Annotated in this window: 16 protein-coding genes and 1 pseudogene; 5 read left to right on the top strand and 12 right to left on the bottom strand. The window is 63.2% G+C overall.

Annotated features, from left to right (window positions below):
- Nucleotides 1-28: 28 nt before the first annotated feature.
- The 9 genes and pseudogenes from FJ940_RS09760 to FJ940_RS09720 all read right to left on the bottom strand — a co-directional run bounded on the left by FJ940_RS09760 (nt 29) and on the right by FJ940_RS09720 (nt 8,500).
- A pseudogene (locus tag FJ940_RS09760) lies at nt 29-1,179 on the bottom strand (GGDEF domain-containing protein).
- Nucleotides 1,180-1,291: 112 nt separating this feature from the next.
- Nucleotides 1,292-1,549, bottom strand: coding sequence for a hypothetical protein (locus FJ940_RS28710; protein ID WP_140564488.1), 258 nt, complete (start codon nt 1,547-1,549; stop codon nt 1,292-1,294).
- A 138-nt stretch (nt 1,550-1,687) separates the two neighbouring features.
- Nucleotides 1,688-2,500, bottom strand: a complete 813-nt coding sequence (locus FJ940_RS09750; protein ID WP_140515303.1) for a DUF72 domain-containing protein — start codon at nt 2,498-2,500, stop codon at nt 1,688-1,690.
- A gap of 42 nt (nt 2,501-2,542) precedes the next feature.
- Nucleotides 2,543-3,013: a GNAT family N-acetyltransferase gene (locus FJ940_RS09745; protein ID WP_140498852.1), complete on the bottom strand. Its 471-nt coding sequence runs from the start codon at nt 3,011-3,013 to the stop codon at nt 2,543-2,545.
- 28 nt (nt 3,014-3,041) lie between these two features.
- Complete coding sequence (uvrA, locus tag FJ940_RS09740) at nt 3,042-5,963, bottom strand: excinuclease ABC subunit UvrA (RefSeq protein WP_140656352.1); 2,922 nt, start codon at nt 5,961-5,963, stop codon at nt 3,042-3,044.
- A 706-nt stretch (nt 5,964-6,669) separates the two neighbouring features.
- Entirely contained in the window at nt 6,670-6,951 is a 282-nt protein-coding gene (locus tag FJ940_RS09735; RefSeq protein ID WP_140656569.1) for a hypothetical protein, read from the bottom strand.
- A 97-nt stretch (nt 6,952-7,048) separates the two neighbouring features.
- Nucleotides 7,049-7,654 carry an ATP-dependent Clp protease proteolytic subunit gene (locus FJ940_RS09730; RefSeq protein ID WP_140498846.1) on the bottom strand — a complete coding sequence of 202 codons (606 nt, stop codon included), beginning with the start codon at nt 7,652-7,654 and terminating at the stop codon, nt 7,049-7,051.
- A gap of 31 nt (nt 7,655-7,685) precedes the next feature.
- Nucleotides 7,686-8,189, bottom strand: coding sequence for an SRPBCC domain-containing protein (locus FJ940_RS09725; RefSeq protein ID WP_140656349.1), 504 nt, complete (start codon nt 8,187-8,189; stop codon nt 7,686-7,688).
- Nucleotides 8,186-8,500: a metalloregulator ArsR/SmtB family transcription factor gene (locus FJ940_RS09720; RefSeq protein WP_140656346.1), complete on the bottom strand. Its 315-nt coding sequence runs from the start codon at nt 8,498-8,500 to the stop codon at nt 8,186-8,188. The genes FJ940_RS09725 and FJ940_RS09720 overlap by 4 nt, the downstream gene beginning before the upstream one ends.
- Before the next feature lie 236 nt (nt 8,501-8,736).
- On the opposite strand from FJ940_RS09720, the gene FJ940_RS09715 reads away from it, so the two are divergent.
- Genes FJ940_RS09715 through FJ940_RS09705 form a run of 3 tightly spaced genes read left to right on the top strand, consistent with a single transcriptional unit; the run spans nt 8,737 to nt 10,151 of the window.
- Complete coding sequence (locus tag FJ940_RS09715; protein ID WP_140498840.1) at nt 8,737-9,249, top strand: single-stranded DNA-binding protein; 513 nt, start codon at nt 8,737-8,739, stop codon at nt 9,247-9,249.
- A 40-nt stretch (nt 9,250-9,289) separates the two neighbouring features.
- Nucleotides 9,290-9,703 (top strand): DUF2306 domain-containing protein, encoded by a 414-nt coding sequence (locus tag FJ940_RS09710; RefSeq protein ID WP_140525355.1) that lies wholly within the window; start codon nt 9,290-9,292, stop codon nt 9,701-9,703.
- Nucleotides 9,704-9,725: 22 nt separating this feature from the next.
- Nucleotides 9,726-10,151 carry an OsmC family protein gene (locus FJ940_RS09705; RefSeq protein ID WP_140498836.1) on the top strand — a complete coding sequence of 142 codons (426 nt, stop codon included), beginning with the start codon at nt 9,726-9,728 and terminating at the stop codon, nt 10,149-10,151.
- Between the two features lie 5 nt (nt 10,152-10,156).
- Here FJ940_RS09705 and FJ940_RS09700 read toward each other — a convergent pair whose 3' ends face one another.
- Together FJ940_RS09700 and FJ940_RS09695 are read right to left on the bottom strand one after the other, a co-directional pair.
- Nucleotides 10,157-10,786 (bottom strand): MarC family protein, encoded by a 630-nt coding sequence (locus tag FJ940_RS09700; protein ID WP_140498833.1) that lies wholly within the window; start codon nt 10,784-10,786, stop codon nt 10,157-10,159.
- 173 nt (nt 10,787-10,959) lie between these two features.
- Nucleotides 10,960-11,496, bottom strand: a complete 537-nt coding sequence (locus tag FJ940_RS09695; protein ID WP_140525354.1) for a hypothetical protein — start codon at nt 11,494-11,496, stop codon at nt 10,960-10,962.
- An 87-nt stretch (nt 11,497-11,583) separates the two neighbouring features.
- On the opposite strand from FJ940_RS09695, the gene FJ940_RS09690 reads away from it, so the two are divergent.
- Nucleotides 11,584-12,414, top strand: a complete 831-nt coding sequence (locus FJ940_RS09690; RefSeq protein WP_140525406.1) for an AraC family transcriptional regulator — start codon at nt 11,584-11,586, stop codon at nt 12,412-12,414.
- A gap of 183 nt (nt 12,415-12,597) precedes the next feature.
- The gene (gene gyrA, locus FJ940_RS09685; protein ID WP_140656343.1) at nt 12,598-15,396 is read left to right on the top strand and encodes a DNA gyrase subunit A; all 2,799 of its coding nucleotides are present in this window, start codon (nt 12,598-12,600) and stop codon (nt 15,394-15,396) included.
- Between the two features lie 67 nt (nt 15,397-15,463).
- Here the strand turns inward: gyrA and FJ940_RS09680 are convergent, their stop codons facing one another.
- Nucleotides 15,464-15,616 (bottom strand): hypothetical protein, encoded by a 153-nt coding sequence (locus FJ940_RS09680; protein ID WP_140498827.1) that lies wholly within the window; start codon nt 15,614-15,616, stop codon nt 15,464-15,466.
- Nucleotides 15,617-15,723 lie beyond the last annotated feature (107 nt).

Raw genomic sequence — 15,723 nt, 5'->3', positions numbered from 1 at the left:
ATGATGGGCACGGCATTGATGCGCTTGGTCAGCTAGCGCGCCGGAATGGAGAGGCGGTGACGCGGTTGCGGCCGCCGCGCTTGGCGGCATAGAGCGCCTTGTCGGCGGCGCTAAGCACCTTGTCGAAGCTCAGGCCCTCTTTGGTGCCGAAAGCAAAGCCGGCGCTGACGGTGCACGTCAGGGGACCGTTCTCGGTGTCGATGCGGCGCGCGGCGAACGAGGTCCGTATCGTCTCGGCCGTGTTTTCCACTGTTTCGGGCAAAGTCCGCTTTAGCACCACCGCGAACTCCTCGCCGCCCATGCGCGCGGCGACATCGGTCGGGCGAGGTTGCCGGCAAGCTCCTTGGCGAACACTTTCAGCACCTCATCGCCCGTCGCGTGGCCGAACTCGTCATTGATGGCCTTGAAGCTATCGAGGTCGAACACGACCACGGCGGTAAAGGCGCCGACGGGAGAATCGCCAAAGAGGTCGAACAGCGCGCGGCGGTTGAGCAGGCCGGTCAGCTGATCCGTCAGCGCGTTGCGGCGGTGATGCCCCGCCAGACGCCCCTGGTTGAGGGCCAGCGACAAGGCGCCGATGCCGGTCATGCTGGCGATGACGACGATGAGGCTGAGATCCTCGGCCCAGTTCCTTGGCGCATGGCTCATGATCAGCTTGCCGTCCCATGCCAAAACCGTCGCGCAGAGCAGGAAGGACATGGCGGTCGCTGAATAGAGTGCGGCGGCGCCGATGGTAAGCGCTGGGGCCTCGGCGCGGCCCTTCCAGTATTCGGCGGCGGTTGCGAACAGGAGCAGGGCCGCGAACAGGTTCTCGAACATGAAGCCGAGCCCGTCATAGCCGAGAGCCATGGGCGGCAGCGCCACCGCCAGCGAAATGCCGCTGCCGATTAAAATCCTGGAGACCGGCGAGCCGCCGCTTCTGAATTGGTAGGCGGCGCCCAGCATCATGGAGAAGCCGACCAGCAGCAAGGTGAAGGTGGCGATGCCGAGGCCGCGCCTGGGCGCGTCGATATAGGCGTCATAGGTGAAGACCTCGCCCACCACCAGCAAGGCGCTGAGCGCCCAGGTGAGCAGGAACTTGTCGGTGCGGGCGGTGAGCCATGTGCCGAACAGCGTCAGGCTCAGGCAGGCAGCGGAGAAACCGACCGCCAGCAGAAGTGAGTTGTAGTCGAGCGACATGCCCCTCGTTCCTTGCCCGCGACGACCCTGCAGCCTGACGTTGCTGGAGTCATGACGCAAGGAAGTGTCGATAAGGTTACGATCGCGGCGAAAAAGCCAAGCTTGCACGGCGTTAGAGGACTACCGCCGACAGGAGCAGAACCGCACCGACCGCCATCATCAGCAGACCCGGCCAATTCTGTGACACGCCTAGGAAACCGAGGCCGCGCCGGCGTGGCTCAAGCGTCGGGGCCTGCGTTGCGAGATTGGGCATCCGTCGATCCGAAGCTGCAGGTGCCGGATCGCTGAGCCGTCCACGCCTGAGAGCTGCGCCCGCCATATACACAACGCCGGCGACGATGAGAAACGCACCGATAAGGATGACAGCCATCCTTCCTCGCTTTTCTGCTGGTTTTCCCGCGCGGGAACCCGCCACCAAGGCAAAACGACGATGACGCCTTGAGGTTCCGACAGAGGCTGTTGACGCCGGCAATTCATGCAAATGGAAATAGCCGCAGAGGCTTGCCGCTTAGCTGGTTTCTGTCACTCGCTTCATCAGCGCCATGGCGCCGAAGGGCGCGCGCACCTTGCCCTCGGTGATGAAGTAGACGAACACGTCGCGCGGTTGCACCGGCGCGTCGGTAGCAGGGTCGGCGCGCCGCAAATCGGCCGGCTGCTTGCCTTCCGCCCAGACCTTGGCCCGCGCCGCCCATTCATCGAGGCCTTTTGGCGTGTAGCAGTCGGGATTGTCATCCGAGCCGGTCTGCAGCCGCGCATAGATGAAATCGCCGGTGATATCGGCGATATCAGGATATTTTGCGTGATCGGCATAGACGATGGCCGCCTTGTATTTGCGCGCGAGCGCCGGGAATTCCGGCACGATGAAACTGTCGTTGCGAACTTCAAGCGCGTGGCGCAACGCGACACCGTCTTGGCTTTCCGGCAACAACTTCAGAAAAGCCTCGAAATCGTCGGGATCGAATTTCTTTGTCGGCGCGAACTGCCAAAGGATCGGCCCAAGCTTATCGCCGAGCGCGGCGACGCCGGAGCCAAGGAAACGCATCATCGATTCACCGGCTTCGCCCAGCACGCGGCGGTTGGTGACGAAGCGGTTGCCCTTCAGCGAATAGACGAAACCGTCGGGTGCCTCATTGGCCCATTTGACGAAGGTCGGTTCCTTGAAGCTGGAATAGTAGGTGCCGTTGACCTCGATGCTCGGTACCTGCCGGCTGGCGTATTGCAACTGCTTGGCCTTGGGGAGTTTTTCCGGGTAGAAGGACGTGTCCCACGGCTCGAAGGTCCAGCCGCCCATGCCGGCGCGGATCGTTCCCGATTTGCTCATTGTCGTCCTCCCGTTTCAGAAATCTGGCCGCGTTCAGAAAAATCAGGCCGCCGTGACCTCGTCGACCGGCTTGGCCATGTCGACGAGCACCCATCCTGGCCGATAGGGATTGGGCCGGCGACCCGTTTCGCGATAGCCGTAGGCCAAATAGAGCGCGATGTTGCGCTCCATTTTCGCATTGGTGTAGAGCCGCACCTCCGGCACGCCCCACAGGCGCGCCTGCTGATCCGCATGTTTCAACAATGCGATGCCGAAGCCCTTGCCCTGAAATCCTGGCGCCACCGCGACGGAGAAGATCATCGCGTGGTCTTCGTGCCGCTCCAGGACGATCAGCCCGGCCAGGTCGCCGCCGCTCTCCAGCAGCCAAGCCTCGCCGCGTTCGATGCGCGGCGCATAGTCTTCGGTGACCGGGATCGGCGGCGCGCCCAACAGCGCGGTGTAGGGCGCGTAGGCATCCGTGGTCAGAGTCATGACGGCGGTGACATCCGGGGCGAGGGCTTTCCTGATCTTCATTCCGGAGATTCCCAACGCCAGCCCGCCATCACTCCGCTGCTTCGCGCTTGCCTCCGGGGCGTCGCTCCAGCAATTCCTTGAGGAATTGGCCGGTGTAGCTGCGTTTTTCGCGCACGATCGCGTCCGGCGTGCCGGAGGCGACCAGCTCGCCGCCGCCATCGCCACCCTCGGGGCCGAGGTCGAGCACCCAGTCGGCGGTCTTGATCACTTCGAGATTGTGCTCGATCACCACCACCGTGTTGCCCTGGTCGACCAGTTCGTGCAGCACTTCCAGCAGCTTGGCGACATCGTGAAAGTGCAGGCCAGTGGTCGGCTCGTCCAGGATATAGAGCGTCTTGCCGGTCGCCTTGCGCGACAGCTCCTTGGCGAGTTTTATCCGCTGCGCCTCGCCGCCCGACAACGTGGTTGCCTGCTGGCCGATATGGATGTAGCCGAGGCCGACCTGCTTCAGCGTGTCGAGCTTGTCGCGCACACCGGGCACCGCGGCGAAGAAATCAACGCCTTCCTCGACTGTCATGTCGAGCACGTCGGCGATCGACTTGCCCTTGAACAGCACGTCGAGCGTCTCTCTGTTATAGCGCTTGCCGTGGCAGACGTCGCAGGTGACGTAGACGTCGGGCAGGAAGTGCATCTCGATCTTGATGACGCCGTCGCCCTGGCAGGCCTCGCAGCGGCCGCCCTTGACGTTGAAGGAGAAGCGGCCCGGTTGGTAGCCGCGCGCCTTGGCTTCCGGCAGGCCCGCGAACCAGTCGCGGATCGGCGTGAAGGCGCCGGTATAGGTGGCGGGGTTGGAGCGCGGGGTCCGTCCGATCGGCGACTGATCGATGTCGATGACCTTGTCGAGGAACTCCAAGCCCTCGATGCGGTCGTGCTCGGCCGGATGCTCGCGCGAGCCCATGATGCGGCGCGAGGCCGCCTTGAAAAGTGTTTCGATCAGGAAGGTCGATTTGCCGCCGCCCGATACGCCGGTGACGGCGGTGAAGGTGCCGAGCGGAATTTCGGCGGTGACGTTCTTCAGATTGTTGCCGCGTGCGCCGACGACTTTCAGGCGGCGGTTCTTCTTCGCCTCGCGGCGAACCGCAGGTGTCGCCACTTCGAGCTCGCCCGAAAGGTATTTGCCGGTGATCGAATTCGGGTTGGCCATCACCTGCTGAGGCGTGCCCTGGGCAATGATTTCGCCGCCATGGATGCCGGCGGCCGGGCCGATGTCGACGACGTAGTCGGCATGCAGGATGGCATCCTCGTCATGCTCGACCACGATGACCGTGTTGCCGATGTCGCGCAGGTGCTTCAGCGTGTCGAGCAGGCGCGCATTGTCGCGCTGGTGCAGGCCGATCGACGGTTCGTCCAGCACGTAGAGCACGCCGGTGAGGCCGGAGCCGATCTGCGATGCCAGCCGGATGCGCTGGCTCTCGCCGCCCGACAGCGTGCCGGAATTGCGCGACAGGGTGAGATAATCGAGGCCGACGTCGTTGAGGAAGCGCAGCCGCTCGCGGATTTCCTTGAGCACGCGCACGGCGATCTCGTTCTGCTTGTCGTTGAGCTGCGCCGGCAGGTCGGTGAACCACTGGTCGGCCTTGCGGATCGACTGTTCGGTCACTTCGCCGATGTGCTTGCCGGCGATCTTCACCGCCAGCGCTTCCGGCTTCAGCCTGTAGCCACGACAGGCCGGGCAGGGGGTGGCCGACATGAAGCGCTCGATCTCCTCGCGCATCCAGGCGGATTCGGTCTCTTTCCAGCGCCGCTCGAGGTTGGGGATGACGCCCTCGAAGGTCTTGGTCGTTTTGTAGGAGCGCAGGCCGTCATCATACTGGAAGGTGATCTCGCGCTCGCCTGTGCCGCGCAGGATGGCTTCCTGGGCTTCCCCGGTCAAATCCTTGAACTTGTCGCCGAGCTTGAAGCCGTAAGCCTTGCCGAGAGCCTCCAGCGTCTGCACGTAGTAGGGTGAAGTCGATTTCGCCCATGGGCTGACGGCGCCGTCGCGCAGCGAGACGTTCTCGTCGGGGACGACCAGATTGGGGTCGATGGCGCGCTGGCTGCCCAGCCCGTCGCAGGTCGGGCAGGCGCCGAACGGGTTGTTGAACGAGAACAGCCTGGGCTCGATCTCGGGAATGGTGAAGCCGGAGACCGGACAGGCGAATTTTTCCGAGAACAGGATGCGCTCATGCGTCTCGTTCTTCGACTTGTTGACCGAATCCTCGCCCGTCTGACTGGCATCGAGCGGCTTGTCGGCGAACTCCGCCACCGCCAGCCCCTCCGCGAGCTTCAGCGCGGTCTCCATGGAATCGGCAAGGCGCGTTGCGAGGTCGCCACGCACGACGATGCGGTCCACGACCACGTCGATGTCGTGCTTGTATTTCTTGTCGAGTGGCGGCACATCAGCGATCTCATAGAAGACGCCGTCGACCTTGACGCGCTGAAATCCCTTTTTCTGCAGCTCGAGCAATTCCTTGCGGTACTCGCCTTTGCGGCCGCGCACGATCGGCGCCAGGATGAACAGGCGCGTGCCTTCCTCGACCGCCAGCACGCGATCGACCATCTGCGACACCGTCTGGCTCTCGATCGGCAGTCCGGTGGCGGGCGAATAGGGTACGCCGACACGCGCGAATAGAAGCCGCATGTAGTCGTATATCTCGGTGACGGTGCCGACCGTCGAGCGCGGGTTCTTCGAAGTGGTCTTCTGCTCGATGGAGATGGCCGGCGAAAGGCCGTCGATCTGGTCGACATCCGGCTTCTGCATCATTTCGAGGAATTGCCGCGCATAGGCCGACAGGCTCTCGACATAGCGGCGCTGGCCTTCGGCATAGATGGTGTCGAAGGCAAGCGACGATTTGCCGGAGCCCGACAGGCCCGTCATGACGATCAGGCTGTCACGCGGCAGGTCGAGATCGACATTCTTCAGATTGTGTTCGCGCGCCCCGCGAATGGAAAGATATTTATGGTCGGCCATTGCCGGTCGCCGCCTCAGATCTGGAATTTGTGGGATCGGCGGGTTTTCCCCGGCCGTCCCCTATGTAGGTATTTTTGCCGCCGCGTCGAGAGACGCCACAATTCTCGACCAAGTCGTTTAACCGTCTTTCGCACGAACGGGCAAGCGGAAAGAACAAAGACCGAACACGCTCCTGACAAAGCGATGGACCAGGCGGGCCTTGTCGATTGATGGACATGTCGGTCCATCACATTTTTCCCGTTCGGCCATCGAGCGGTTGACGTCCCCGGCTAAGGGGGGCAGACTCCATACGTCAATGAAGCCGGCTGTCTTTCGACGGCCTCGTCGCCCAAAGGCGGCCTGCGAGACGCCGCGGGCTATTGCGATCAGTGCTTCTGACGACGATTGTCGCAATGGACACAGGAGTGGAGCATGACGCCACCGGACAGTCCCTTGAGGCTCCAGCAGTGACTGGAGCCGTGGCAGGCATGAATGCCAGGGAGACGCGAGCGCCTTCCGACGTGACCCTGCCGGATGCACCAAAATCAGAGACTACTGGTCGGATCGTCGGCTGAACGCCGCGAAGCATCCGAAATCGAAAGCCGGTAAAACATTCCCGGCGAAAGATTGGATTATAGATCCAGAAAAGCCCCGTCCGTTTGCTAAAAGCACGGCGGGGCTGCTCTTTTGGGGGAACGCGGAGGTACTGACGGCCCCGACATGTCAGCTACCGCGGCGGTTTGATCCCGCCAGCGCCGACATCGACCGTGATGCTGCCAGAAATCCTGACATCGGTATCGCCGATCTTGAACCGGCCGTTGCCGTTGGCGGGGAAGGCATCATCGGGTTCGGGCTGCGGGGCCGGCTTGGCGATGCGATAATCGCCGGCCACACCGGGCAGGCTGCCTTTCTGGCTGTCGTTGGCAAAGGCGCCGCCGGCCAGCATGAGCGCACCGGCGACGGCGGTGACGGCAAGGCGCCGAGGTCGGAATGAGCGGCTGTCGATCATCTGCCGGTTATAGCGTCGCCCCGTCGAGGTGGCCAGACCGGCGGTCATCAAATCGCCGGACGGCGGACCGTCGCTCAATTCATCGTGCTTGTGCCGGTCACGCCGCCTTTTTGCGGGTATCGTAGACATGATCGACGAGACCCCATGCCTTCGCTTCCTCGGCGGTCATGAAATAGTCCCGGTCGAGCGTGCGCTCGACCTCTTCATAGGTGCGGCCGCAATGGCGCGCATAGAGCTCGGTCATCTGCCGCTTGGTGCGCAGGATGCCTTCGGCGTGACGCTGGATGTCCGATGCCTGACCCTGGAAGCCGCCCAGCGGCTGGTGCAGGACGAGGCTGGCGTTGGGCAGCGCGATGCGCCGTCCCGGCGTGCCCGCCATCAGCAGGAACGAAGCCATCGAGGCGGCAAAGCCCATGCACACCGTCGACACCGGACAACTGACATATTGCATGGTGTCGTAGATGGCGAAGCCGCTGGTCACCACGCCGCCAGGCGAGTTGATGTAAAGCGAGATCTCCTTGTCGGGATTATCCGATTCCAGCGACAGAAGCTGGGCGCAGACCAGCGCCGACATGCCGTCGTTGATCTCGCCGTTGATAAAGACGATGCGCTCGCGCAGCAGCCGCGAGAAAATGTCGAAGGCGCGCTCGCCGCGGCTCGACTGCTCGATCACCATCGGCACCAGATTGGCAAAACCGGTCATCGTCTCTCTCCGTTTTTCATGTGTCGGCCACTCAAGCGGCGCGCTGCAGAAGGCAAAATGAATTGGCTGCGGGGCGGCGGCCGGAGGCACGCGCAGCGAATGAAAGCCGGCAGCCGGCGCCTGCCATGGTCACCATGGGCCTGGCGGCGGATGTCGCCGCACGGGCAAAGCCTTCATGGATAATATGCAGATGCGTGCCGCCCGAAACGGTGCGGGCGAGCGTGAAGGTGACGATGCTGTCGAGCGGGTTCCGTTCCTCGTCGGGCCGCGGCTGTTCCCGCCAGGAATAGCGAAGCCTTTTTCCGGGCTCGGCATCGAGGATCTCGCATTCGATCGGCGCATCCGCCCCGGCAAAGGCGAAATTGCTGCCGATCTCAGGATTGATGTCGTTGGGCATCATCCAGGCCGCAAGCAATTCGGGCACGGTCAGCGCCCGCCATACCTTTTCCGGCGGCTCGGGGAGATCGCACTCGAACTCGATCGCGTCGGGGGCGGTCCGCGCAGGGCTTTCGTCGGTCACTGGTGCGTGCGTCATTGGTCCATGTCCTTGAGAACCGTCCTCAGTTTTTCGATGCGCTCGGGCCAGAACGTCCGGTAGCGTTCGATCCAGCCAAGCAGCGGGTCGAGCCCTTGCGGATCGGCGCGGTAATAGGCGTTGCGGCCCGCCCGCCGCTCGACCACCAGGCCTGCGCTGCGCAGCACCGCCAGGTGCTGCGACACAGCCGGCTGCGATACCGTCATGCCGGTGCGCAGCTGCGACACCGTCATCTCGCTGGTGGCGAGGCGTTCATAGACGGCGCGTCGGGTGGGGTCGGCCAGCGCCCGGAAAATTTCCGCTTCGATCATGGCGAAAGCATAAGTCGATACTTATCGATTTGGCAAGCGATGTTTTACGGCCCATATGAAGGGAAGCTGGCGGCTCCGGCATTACTGCCATTCCTTGACAATGAGCGGCGATGCGTATAGGAACGAAAAGAGAACAAAAACCTTGTGGGAAAAGGCAGCCACGGCAGGCAACGGGTGTGCGCAACCTGTAAGGTGCTGCGACAAAAATTTGTTTCGGACGAGCGCGGAGAAGTATCATGGCGGGTAGCGTCAACAAGGTCATTCTGGTCGGCAATCTCGGAGCGGACCCGGAGATCCGCCGCCTGAATTCTGGCGAGCCGGTCGTCAACATCCGCATCGCAACATCGGAAAGCTGGCGCGACAAGAATTCCGGCGAGCGCAAGGAAAAGACCGAGTGGCATAATGTCGTCATCTTCAATGAGGGCATCGCCAAGGTTGCCGAGCAGTATCTGAAGAAGGGCATGAAGGTTTATGTCGAGGGCCAGTTGCAGACACGCAAATGGCAAGACCAGACCGGTGCCGACAAATACACGACGGAAGTCGTGCTGCAGAGGTTCCGCGGCGAGCTGCAGATGCTCGACGCGCGCGGCCAGGGCGAGGGCGGCCAGGTCGGCGGTTATTCCGGCGGCGGCAGCCGTGGTTCCGATTTTGGCCAGTCCGGCCCGAACGAAGGCTTCAATCGTGGCGGCGGCGCTCCCAAGGGCGGCGGCGGTTCGTCGCGCGAGCTGGACGACGAAATTCCGTTCTGAGCATCGACACGGCGTGACGGGCATTTGAGGAGAGGGCGCGATGTCGCTCGGACCGCTCCTATCGGCACGTCCTCCGATCCCATGGCATGCGCTCGCGGCCTTTGCCGCGCTAGCGATAGGCGGCGTGCAGCTGGCGCTGCCGAAAGGCACGCTGCGCCACCGCGCGATGGGCTATCTCTGGGCGGCGCTGATGCTGGCCGTCGCCATCTCGAGTTTCTGGATCCAGCAGATACGGCTCATTGGCCCTTTCAGCCCGATCCATCTCTTGTCGATCCTGGTGCTGGTCACGGTGCCGCTGGCGGTCTGGCATGCACGCAATCACCGCGTCGCCAAGCACCGCAAGGCGATGATTGCGTTGTATATCTTTGCACTGGTGGGTGCCGGTGTCTTTACGCTGGTGCCCGGCAGAATCTTGCACGACGTGGTCTTCGGCGTCGCGCAAGCCAGACCGTGATCCCGAGTGGAAGGAATATCAGTTGAAAGCACGCATCAAATGGGTCGAGGAACGCACCTTCGTCGGCGAGTCCGGCACAGGCCATAAGGTCGTACTGGGGACCGCGTTCGGCCCTGAAGGGAGAACGCCGGGGCCGAGCCCGATGGAACTGGTGCTGATCGGCACCGGCGGCTGCTCGGCCTATGATGTCGTCCATATCCTCGAAAAGGGGCGCGAGGCGATCGAGGACTGTGTGGTCGAGCTCGATTCCGACCGAGCCGAGACCGATCCCAAGGTGTTCACCCGCATTCATATGCATTTCATCGTCAAGGGCAGGGCGCTGTCGCCCGACAAGGTGAAGCGGGCGATCGATCTCTCGATCGAAAAATACTGTTCGGCTTCGGCCATGATGTCCAAGACCGCCGCCATTACCCACGATTTCGAAATTATCGACACGACGGCAAAATAAGCGGCCTATGAGGCCATCAGCGCCTTGATGCCGTCAGCCACGAACTGGACGGCAAGTGCCGCCAGGATAACGCCGAGCAGGCGGGTCAGGATCGAACGGCCGGTCTGGCCGAGGATGCGGTCGATGCGCTCCGAGAGCACGAACACGAGATAGGTGATGGCGAGGCAGACGAAGATGATGCCGACCAGTGCCGCCTGGGCGCCAAAACCCTGAAACGAGCCGGAGAGCAGCACAGTCGCCGAAATCGCGCCAGGGCCGGCGATCAGCGGGATCGCCAGCGGGAAAGCGGCGATGTTGTGGATCATGTCCTTGGTGATGGCGACGTCGCCGATCTTCTCCTTGCGGTCTTGCCGGCGCTCGAACACCATTTCGAAAGCGATGAAGAACAGAAGGAACCCGCCGGCGACGCGGAATGCCGGCAGCGTGATGCCGAACACCGACAGGATCGACGCGCCGGCAACCGCGAACAGCGCCATCACAAGGAAGCCAATGACCGAGGCGCGGACCGAGACCTGCTGGCGCTCCTCGCGGTTCATGCCGCGCGTTATCGCCAGAAACAGCGGCGCCAGCCCGGGCGGGTCGATGGTCACCAGAATGGTGACGAAGGCGTTGAACAGGCTGTCGAAACTCGGCATCTCTCACCCCTCCCGCCGGGCCGAGCCCGCATCCCGACATTGGTAGAGCAAAGCAGGGACGGAGGAAACCGGCTGGGGAGAGGCGGCTCGCGAACTCTGCGAAAGCCGGCTGGGCCGAGGGAGACGCGAAAGAACGCAGGGAATGCCTGAGTTTGCGTCGCGGGCTTGCTTGATCAGGTACGGCCAGAGCGCCGCGCCAGGAACTCCACTTCGAGCCGCCATGTCGCGCCATTGTCGTGCGAGCGCTCGCCGAGCCAGCGGAAGGAATTTTCCGTGATCCGTGAAAAGCTCCAACGTACGGAGGAACCGGTGCCGTCGGCGCCCACTTGGACAATCGTTTCGCCCTCGGCGCGGCCGAGTTGGCGGCTGTAGTATTGGTTTCGGGGATCGCTCCAAAAGATATGCCAGGCGTTTGCGCCGGGATCGTAGACGCGCAAGGTCGTGCCATAAAAGGTCCATTTGCCGAGAGAAGGCGAGGGGCCGGCATCGCGCGCGGGCAGGATCCAGACGTCCTGGATCGCGCGGCCTTCCAGCACCCAGCCGAAATGCACCTCGCCGCGTCCGGTCAGCACGGTGCCGTCCTCGAGATGACGGCTGGCATCGAAAGTCCAGGCGCCGACGAAGCGACCGTAGAGATCCAAATTCTCGGCAAAGCCGGGGGCTGGCCCGTCGCTGTGCAGGGCTTCGGTAAAAGTGGGCTGGTTGGTCATGGCTGGTGCCTTCATGCTGTCAGGAGGCCGCAAGCGATAGGCCGGGGCAGGGTTCTGCGCTTGGGAAAAATTGCTATCTTTCAGGCTATGACGACGAGCGACAGGATCATTGCCTCGGGGCCAGGCTGGCAGGTGTCGGACGTGGTGTGCACGGCCGGCGCCGGCGACCGGCCGTTCGAGGAGGAGCACCGGACGTTCTGCGTCGCCGCGGTGACCAGCGGCACCTTCCGCTATCGCGCCAGCCAGGGCACCGCGATGCTCGCGCCAGGCGCGGTGCTGCTCGGTAATCCCGGCACATGCTACGAATGCGGCCACGAGCACGGCGCCGGTGACCGCTGCCTCTCCTTCCATTTTGCTCCGGCCTATATGGAACGGATCGTGGAGGACGTACCGGGCGCCAGAATGCTGGCCTTCAAGACGCCGCGCTTGCCGCCCCTGCCGGCGCTGATGCCGCTGCTGGCCGAAGCGGAGGCCGCGCGCGATGTGGGCGAAACCGCTGCTTTCGAGGAACTCGGCTTGCGCATTGCCAGCGCAGCAGTCGCCGCAAGCTCAGGGCGCACCAAGATGGCGCGGACACCCAGCGGCCGCGACCAGAAACGGGTCGCGGAGGCGGTTCGGCGTATCGAGATCGATGCCGATCAGCCGCTTTCGCTGGCCGTGCTGGCGCGGGAGACGGCGACCAGTCCGTATCATTTCCTGCGCACATTCCGGCAGATTGCCGGAATGACCCCCTACCGGTTTCTGCTGAGGACCAGGCTGCACCGGGCAGCAGTGCGGCTCCACGCTTCGGACAAGGCGATCTCGACGATCGCCTTCGAGGCGGGCTTCAACGACCTGTCAACTTTCAATCGCCGCTTCCGGCGCGAAATGGGCGAGACGCCCGGCAGCTATCGCGCCCGCCGCGCGGGCCGCCGCTAACACGAGATGGCGGGCCTTTGCGTCGACGGCTCCGAAAAGCACATCGGCCATATCGTCGCAATCACCGGTATCCTTTTGAAATCACCGCCAAAATCGACACGGGAAAAGTGCCGTCGACATTGGAGTTTCGGCCCGGCTTCCTATATATACGGCAAGTGATTCCTGTTTAGATTGTGATCCGATTTGACCGACCAAAAAACACCGCGCGGCGCCGACGGCGGCCCCACCGGCATCGAGCCGATTTCGATCATCGAGGAGATGCAGCGATCCTATCTCGATTACGCCATGAGCGTGATCGTCAGCCGCGCGCTGCCCGACGTGCGCGACGGCCTGAAGCCGGTGCATCGCCGCATTCTCTTCGCCGCGCATGAGAGCGGCTATCACTGGAACCGCAAATATGTGAAGTCGGCGCGCCCGGTCGCCGACGTGATGGGTAAATACCATCCGCATGGCGACGCCTCTATCTATGACGCCCTGGTGCGCATGGCGCAGGACTGGTCGCTGCGCGTGCCGCTCATCGACGGGCAAGGCAATTTCGGCTCGATCGATGGCGATCCGCCGGCGGCTATGCGCTACACCGAGTCGCGGCTGACCAAGGTCGCGCATGAGCTGCTGGAGGATATCGACAAGGATACGGTCGATTTCCAGGACACTTACGATGCTTCCGGCAGCGAGCCGAAGGTTCTGCCGGCGCGCTTTCCCAATCTGCTGGTCAATGGCTCGGGCGGCATCGCCGTCGGCATGGCCACCAACATCCCGCCGCACAATCTGGGCGAAGTCTGCAACGCCGCGATCGCCATCATCGACAACCCGGCCATCGACCTGCCGGCGCTGATGGAAATCATTCCGGGGCCGGATTTCCCGACCGGCGGCATCGTGCTCGGCCGCTCCGGCATCTACAGCGCCTATTCGACCGGCCGCGGCTCCGTCGTCATGCGCGGGAAGGTCAACATCGAGGCCCGCGGCAATGACCGCGAATCGATCATCATCACCGAGGTTCCCTACCAGGTGAACAAATCGTCGATGATCGAGAAGATGGCCGAACTGGTGCGCGACAAGCGCATCGAGGGCATTTCCGACATTCGCGACGAGAGCGACCGCCAGGGCTATCGGGTCGTCGTCGAGCTGAAGCGCGACGCCGTGGCCGACGTCATCCTCAACCAGCTCTATCGCTTCACGCCGCTGCAAACCTCTTTCGGCGCCAACATGGTGGCGCTGAATGGCGGCAAGCCCGAACTGCTGACGCTGACCGACATGCTGAGAGCATTCGTGTCCTTCCGCGAGGAGGTGGTCACCCGGCGCACGAAGTTCCTGCTGCGCAAGGCGCGCGACCGGGCCCACGTGCTGGTCGGCCTCGCAATCGCCGTCGCCAACATCGATGAAGTGATAAAACTGATCCGCACAGCGCCCGACCCGCAGACGGCGCGCGAGCAGTTGATGGAGCGGCGCTGGCCGTCCGGCGACGTCGAATCGCTGATCCTCCTGATCGACGACCCGCGCCACCGCATCAACGAGGACGGCACCTACAATCTGTCCGAGGAACAGGCGCGCGCGATCCTGGAGTTGCGCCTGCAGCGCCTGACGGCACTCGGCCGCGACGAAATCGCCGACGAGTTGAACACGATTGGCGCCGAGATCGTCGATTATCTCGATATCCTGTCGTCCCGCGCCCGCGTCCAGCAGATCGTCAAGGACGAGCTCGCGGCCGTGCGCGACGAATTCGGCACGCCGCGCCGCACCGAACTGAGCGAAGGCGGCGCGGACATGGAAGACGAGGACCTGATCCAGCGCGAGGACATGGTCGTGACGGTGAGCCATTCCGGCTACATCAAGCGCGTGCCATTGTCGCTCTACCGGGCGCAACGCCGCGGCGGCAAGGGTCGCTCGGGCATGTCGACCAAGGAAGAGGATTTCGTCACCCGCCTGTTCGTGGCCAATACGCACACGCCGGTGCTGTTCTTCTCCTCGCGCGGCATCGTCTACAAGGAGAAGGTCTGGCGCCTGCCGATCGGCAATCCGCAGTCACGCGGCAAGGCGCTGATCAACATGCTGCCGCTGGAGCAGGGCGAGCGCATCACCACAATCATGCCGTTGCCGGAAGATGAGACGAGCTGGGGCGAGCTCGACGTGATGTTCGCCACCACGCGCGGCACGGTGCGCCGCAACAAGCTCTCTGACTTCGTCCAAGTCAACCGTAATGGCAAGATCGCCATGAAGCTGGAGGAGGAGGGCGACGAGATCCTCGGCGTCGAGACCTGCACCGACAATGACGACGTGCTTCTGACCGCCAGCTCCGGCCAGTGCATCCGCTTTTCCGTCGGCGATGTGCGCGTCTTCCAGAGCCGCAACTCGGTCGGTGTGCGCGGCATCGCCATGGCCGAAACGGACCGCGTCATTTCGATGGCCGTCATCGAGCATGTCGATGCGCCGCCGGCCGAACGCGCCGCCTATCTGAAGCGCGTGGTGGCCGAACGGCGCCTGGCCGCCGGCATCCCGGCAGGTGAGGAGGAAGAGATCGCGTTGACCAACGAAGAGGTCGGCGAGGAGGCGGAGCTGTCGGACGAGCGCTATGAGTTCCTCAAGGCGCATGAGCAGTTCGTGCTGACGGTGACGGAATACGGCTACGGCAAGCGCTCATCGTCCTATGATTTCCGTCTGACCGGACGCGGCGGCAAGGGCATTCGGGCCACCGACGTGTCGAAGACGGCCGAGATCGGCAGGCTGGTGGCAACCTTCCCGGTCGGCAATGACGACCAGATCATGCTGGTGTCCGACGGCGGTACCGTTATCCGGGTGCCGGTCAATGGCATCCGCTTCGCCAGCCGCGCCACCAAGGGCGTGACCATTTTCAACACGGCGGAAGGCGAGAAGGTGGTTTCGGTCGAGCGGATTTCCGAGCCGCAATCGGACGAGGAAGAAATCGTCGAGGTTGGTGCCGAGATCGATCCGGCGGCCGATGCCGGCCTGGATGATGCGCAATAAGTCTGGCTTGGACAGACATGGCAACGCCGGCCAATCGGCCGGCGCGTCGCAACAAATTCAGGCTAACTCAATAGTGACGGTGAGGCTTGCGGGGCCCGAACCCTTCGAAGCGTTTGGCGTTGGTCTTGATGCGGACGCGCTGGGCCTCCTGATGCAGCCCGAATACAGTGGCGATCAGCATGGCGACGGTCATTGCAGTGGCGAGCATGTAGATCAGCATGTGCGTGTTCTCCTGCGCTCTACAACGCTTACATGGGACTTTGGTTTCATCTTCTTAAAGGGGCAAGGTAGTGAACGCTGCGTGAAGCGTTCGTGATCGGCGCATTC

Source organism: Mesorhizobium sp. B2-3-7 (assembly GCF_006442695.1).
Lineage (GTDB): Bacteria > Pseudomonadota > Alphaproteobacteria > Rhizobiales > Rhizobiaceae > Mesorhizobium.
This window is presented reverse-complemented; position numbering and strand designations above follow the sequence as displayed.

Bases quoted from the DNA above. Each gene is read 5' to 3' on its own strand.
- FJ940_RS09710 (WP_140525355.1), top strand. From the start codon at position 9,290: ATGTCGCTCGGACCGCTCCTATCGGCACGTCCTCCGATCCCATGGCAT.
- FJ940_RS09700 (WP_140498833.1), bottom strand. From the start codon at position 10,786: ATGCCGAGTTTCGACAGCCTGTTCAACGCCTTCGTCACCATTCTGGTG.
- FJ940_RS09715 (WP_140498840.1), top strand. From the start codon at position 8,737: ATGGCGGGTAGCGTCAACAAGGTCATTCTGGTCGGCAATCTCGGAGCG.
- FJ940_RS09750 (WP_140515303.1), bottom strand. From the start codon at position 2,500: ATGAGCAAATCGGGAACGATCCGCGCCGGCATGGGCGGCTGGACCTTC.
- FJ940_RS09735 (WP_140656569.1), bottom strand. From the start codon at position 6,951: ATGATCGACAGCCGCTCATTCCGACCTCGGCGCCTTGCCGTCACCGCC.
- FJ940_RS09745 (WP_140498852.1), bottom strand. From the start codon at position 3,013: ATGAAGATCAGGAAAGCCCTCGCCCCGGATGTCACCGCCGTCATGACT.
- FJ940_RS09690 (WP_140525406.1), top strand. From the start codon at position 11,584: ATGACGACGAGCGACAGGATCATTGCCTCGGGGCCAGGCTGGCAGGTG.
- FJ940_RS09720 (WP_140656346.1), bottom strand. From the start codon at position 8,500: ATGATCGAAGCGGAAATTTTCCGGGCGCTGGCCGACCCCACCCGACGC.
- FJ940_RS09680 (WP_140498827.1), bottom strand. From the start codon at position 15,616: ATGCTGATCTACATGCTCGCCACTGCAATGACCGTCGCCATGCTGATC.
- FJ940_RS28710 (WP_140564488.1), bottom strand. From the start codon at position 1,549: ATGGCTGTCATCCTTATCGGTGCGTTTCTCATCGTCGCCGGCGTTGTG.
- FJ940_RS09730 (WP_140498846.1), bottom strand. From the start codon at position 7,654: ATGACCGGTTTTGCCAATCTGGTGCCGATGGTGATCGAGCAGTCGAGC.
- FJ940_RS09725 (WP_140656349.1), bottom strand. From the start codon at position 8,189: ATGACGCACGCACCAGTGACCGACGAAAGCCCTGCGCGGACCGCCCCC.
- uvrA (WP_140656352.1), bottom strand. From the start codon at position 5,963: ATGGCCGACCATAAATATCTTTCCATTCGCGGGGCGCGCGAACACAAT.
- FJ940_RS09695 (WP_140525354.1), bottom strand. From the start codon at position 11,496: ATGACCAACCAGCCCACTTTTACCGAAGCCCTGCACAGCGACGGGCCA.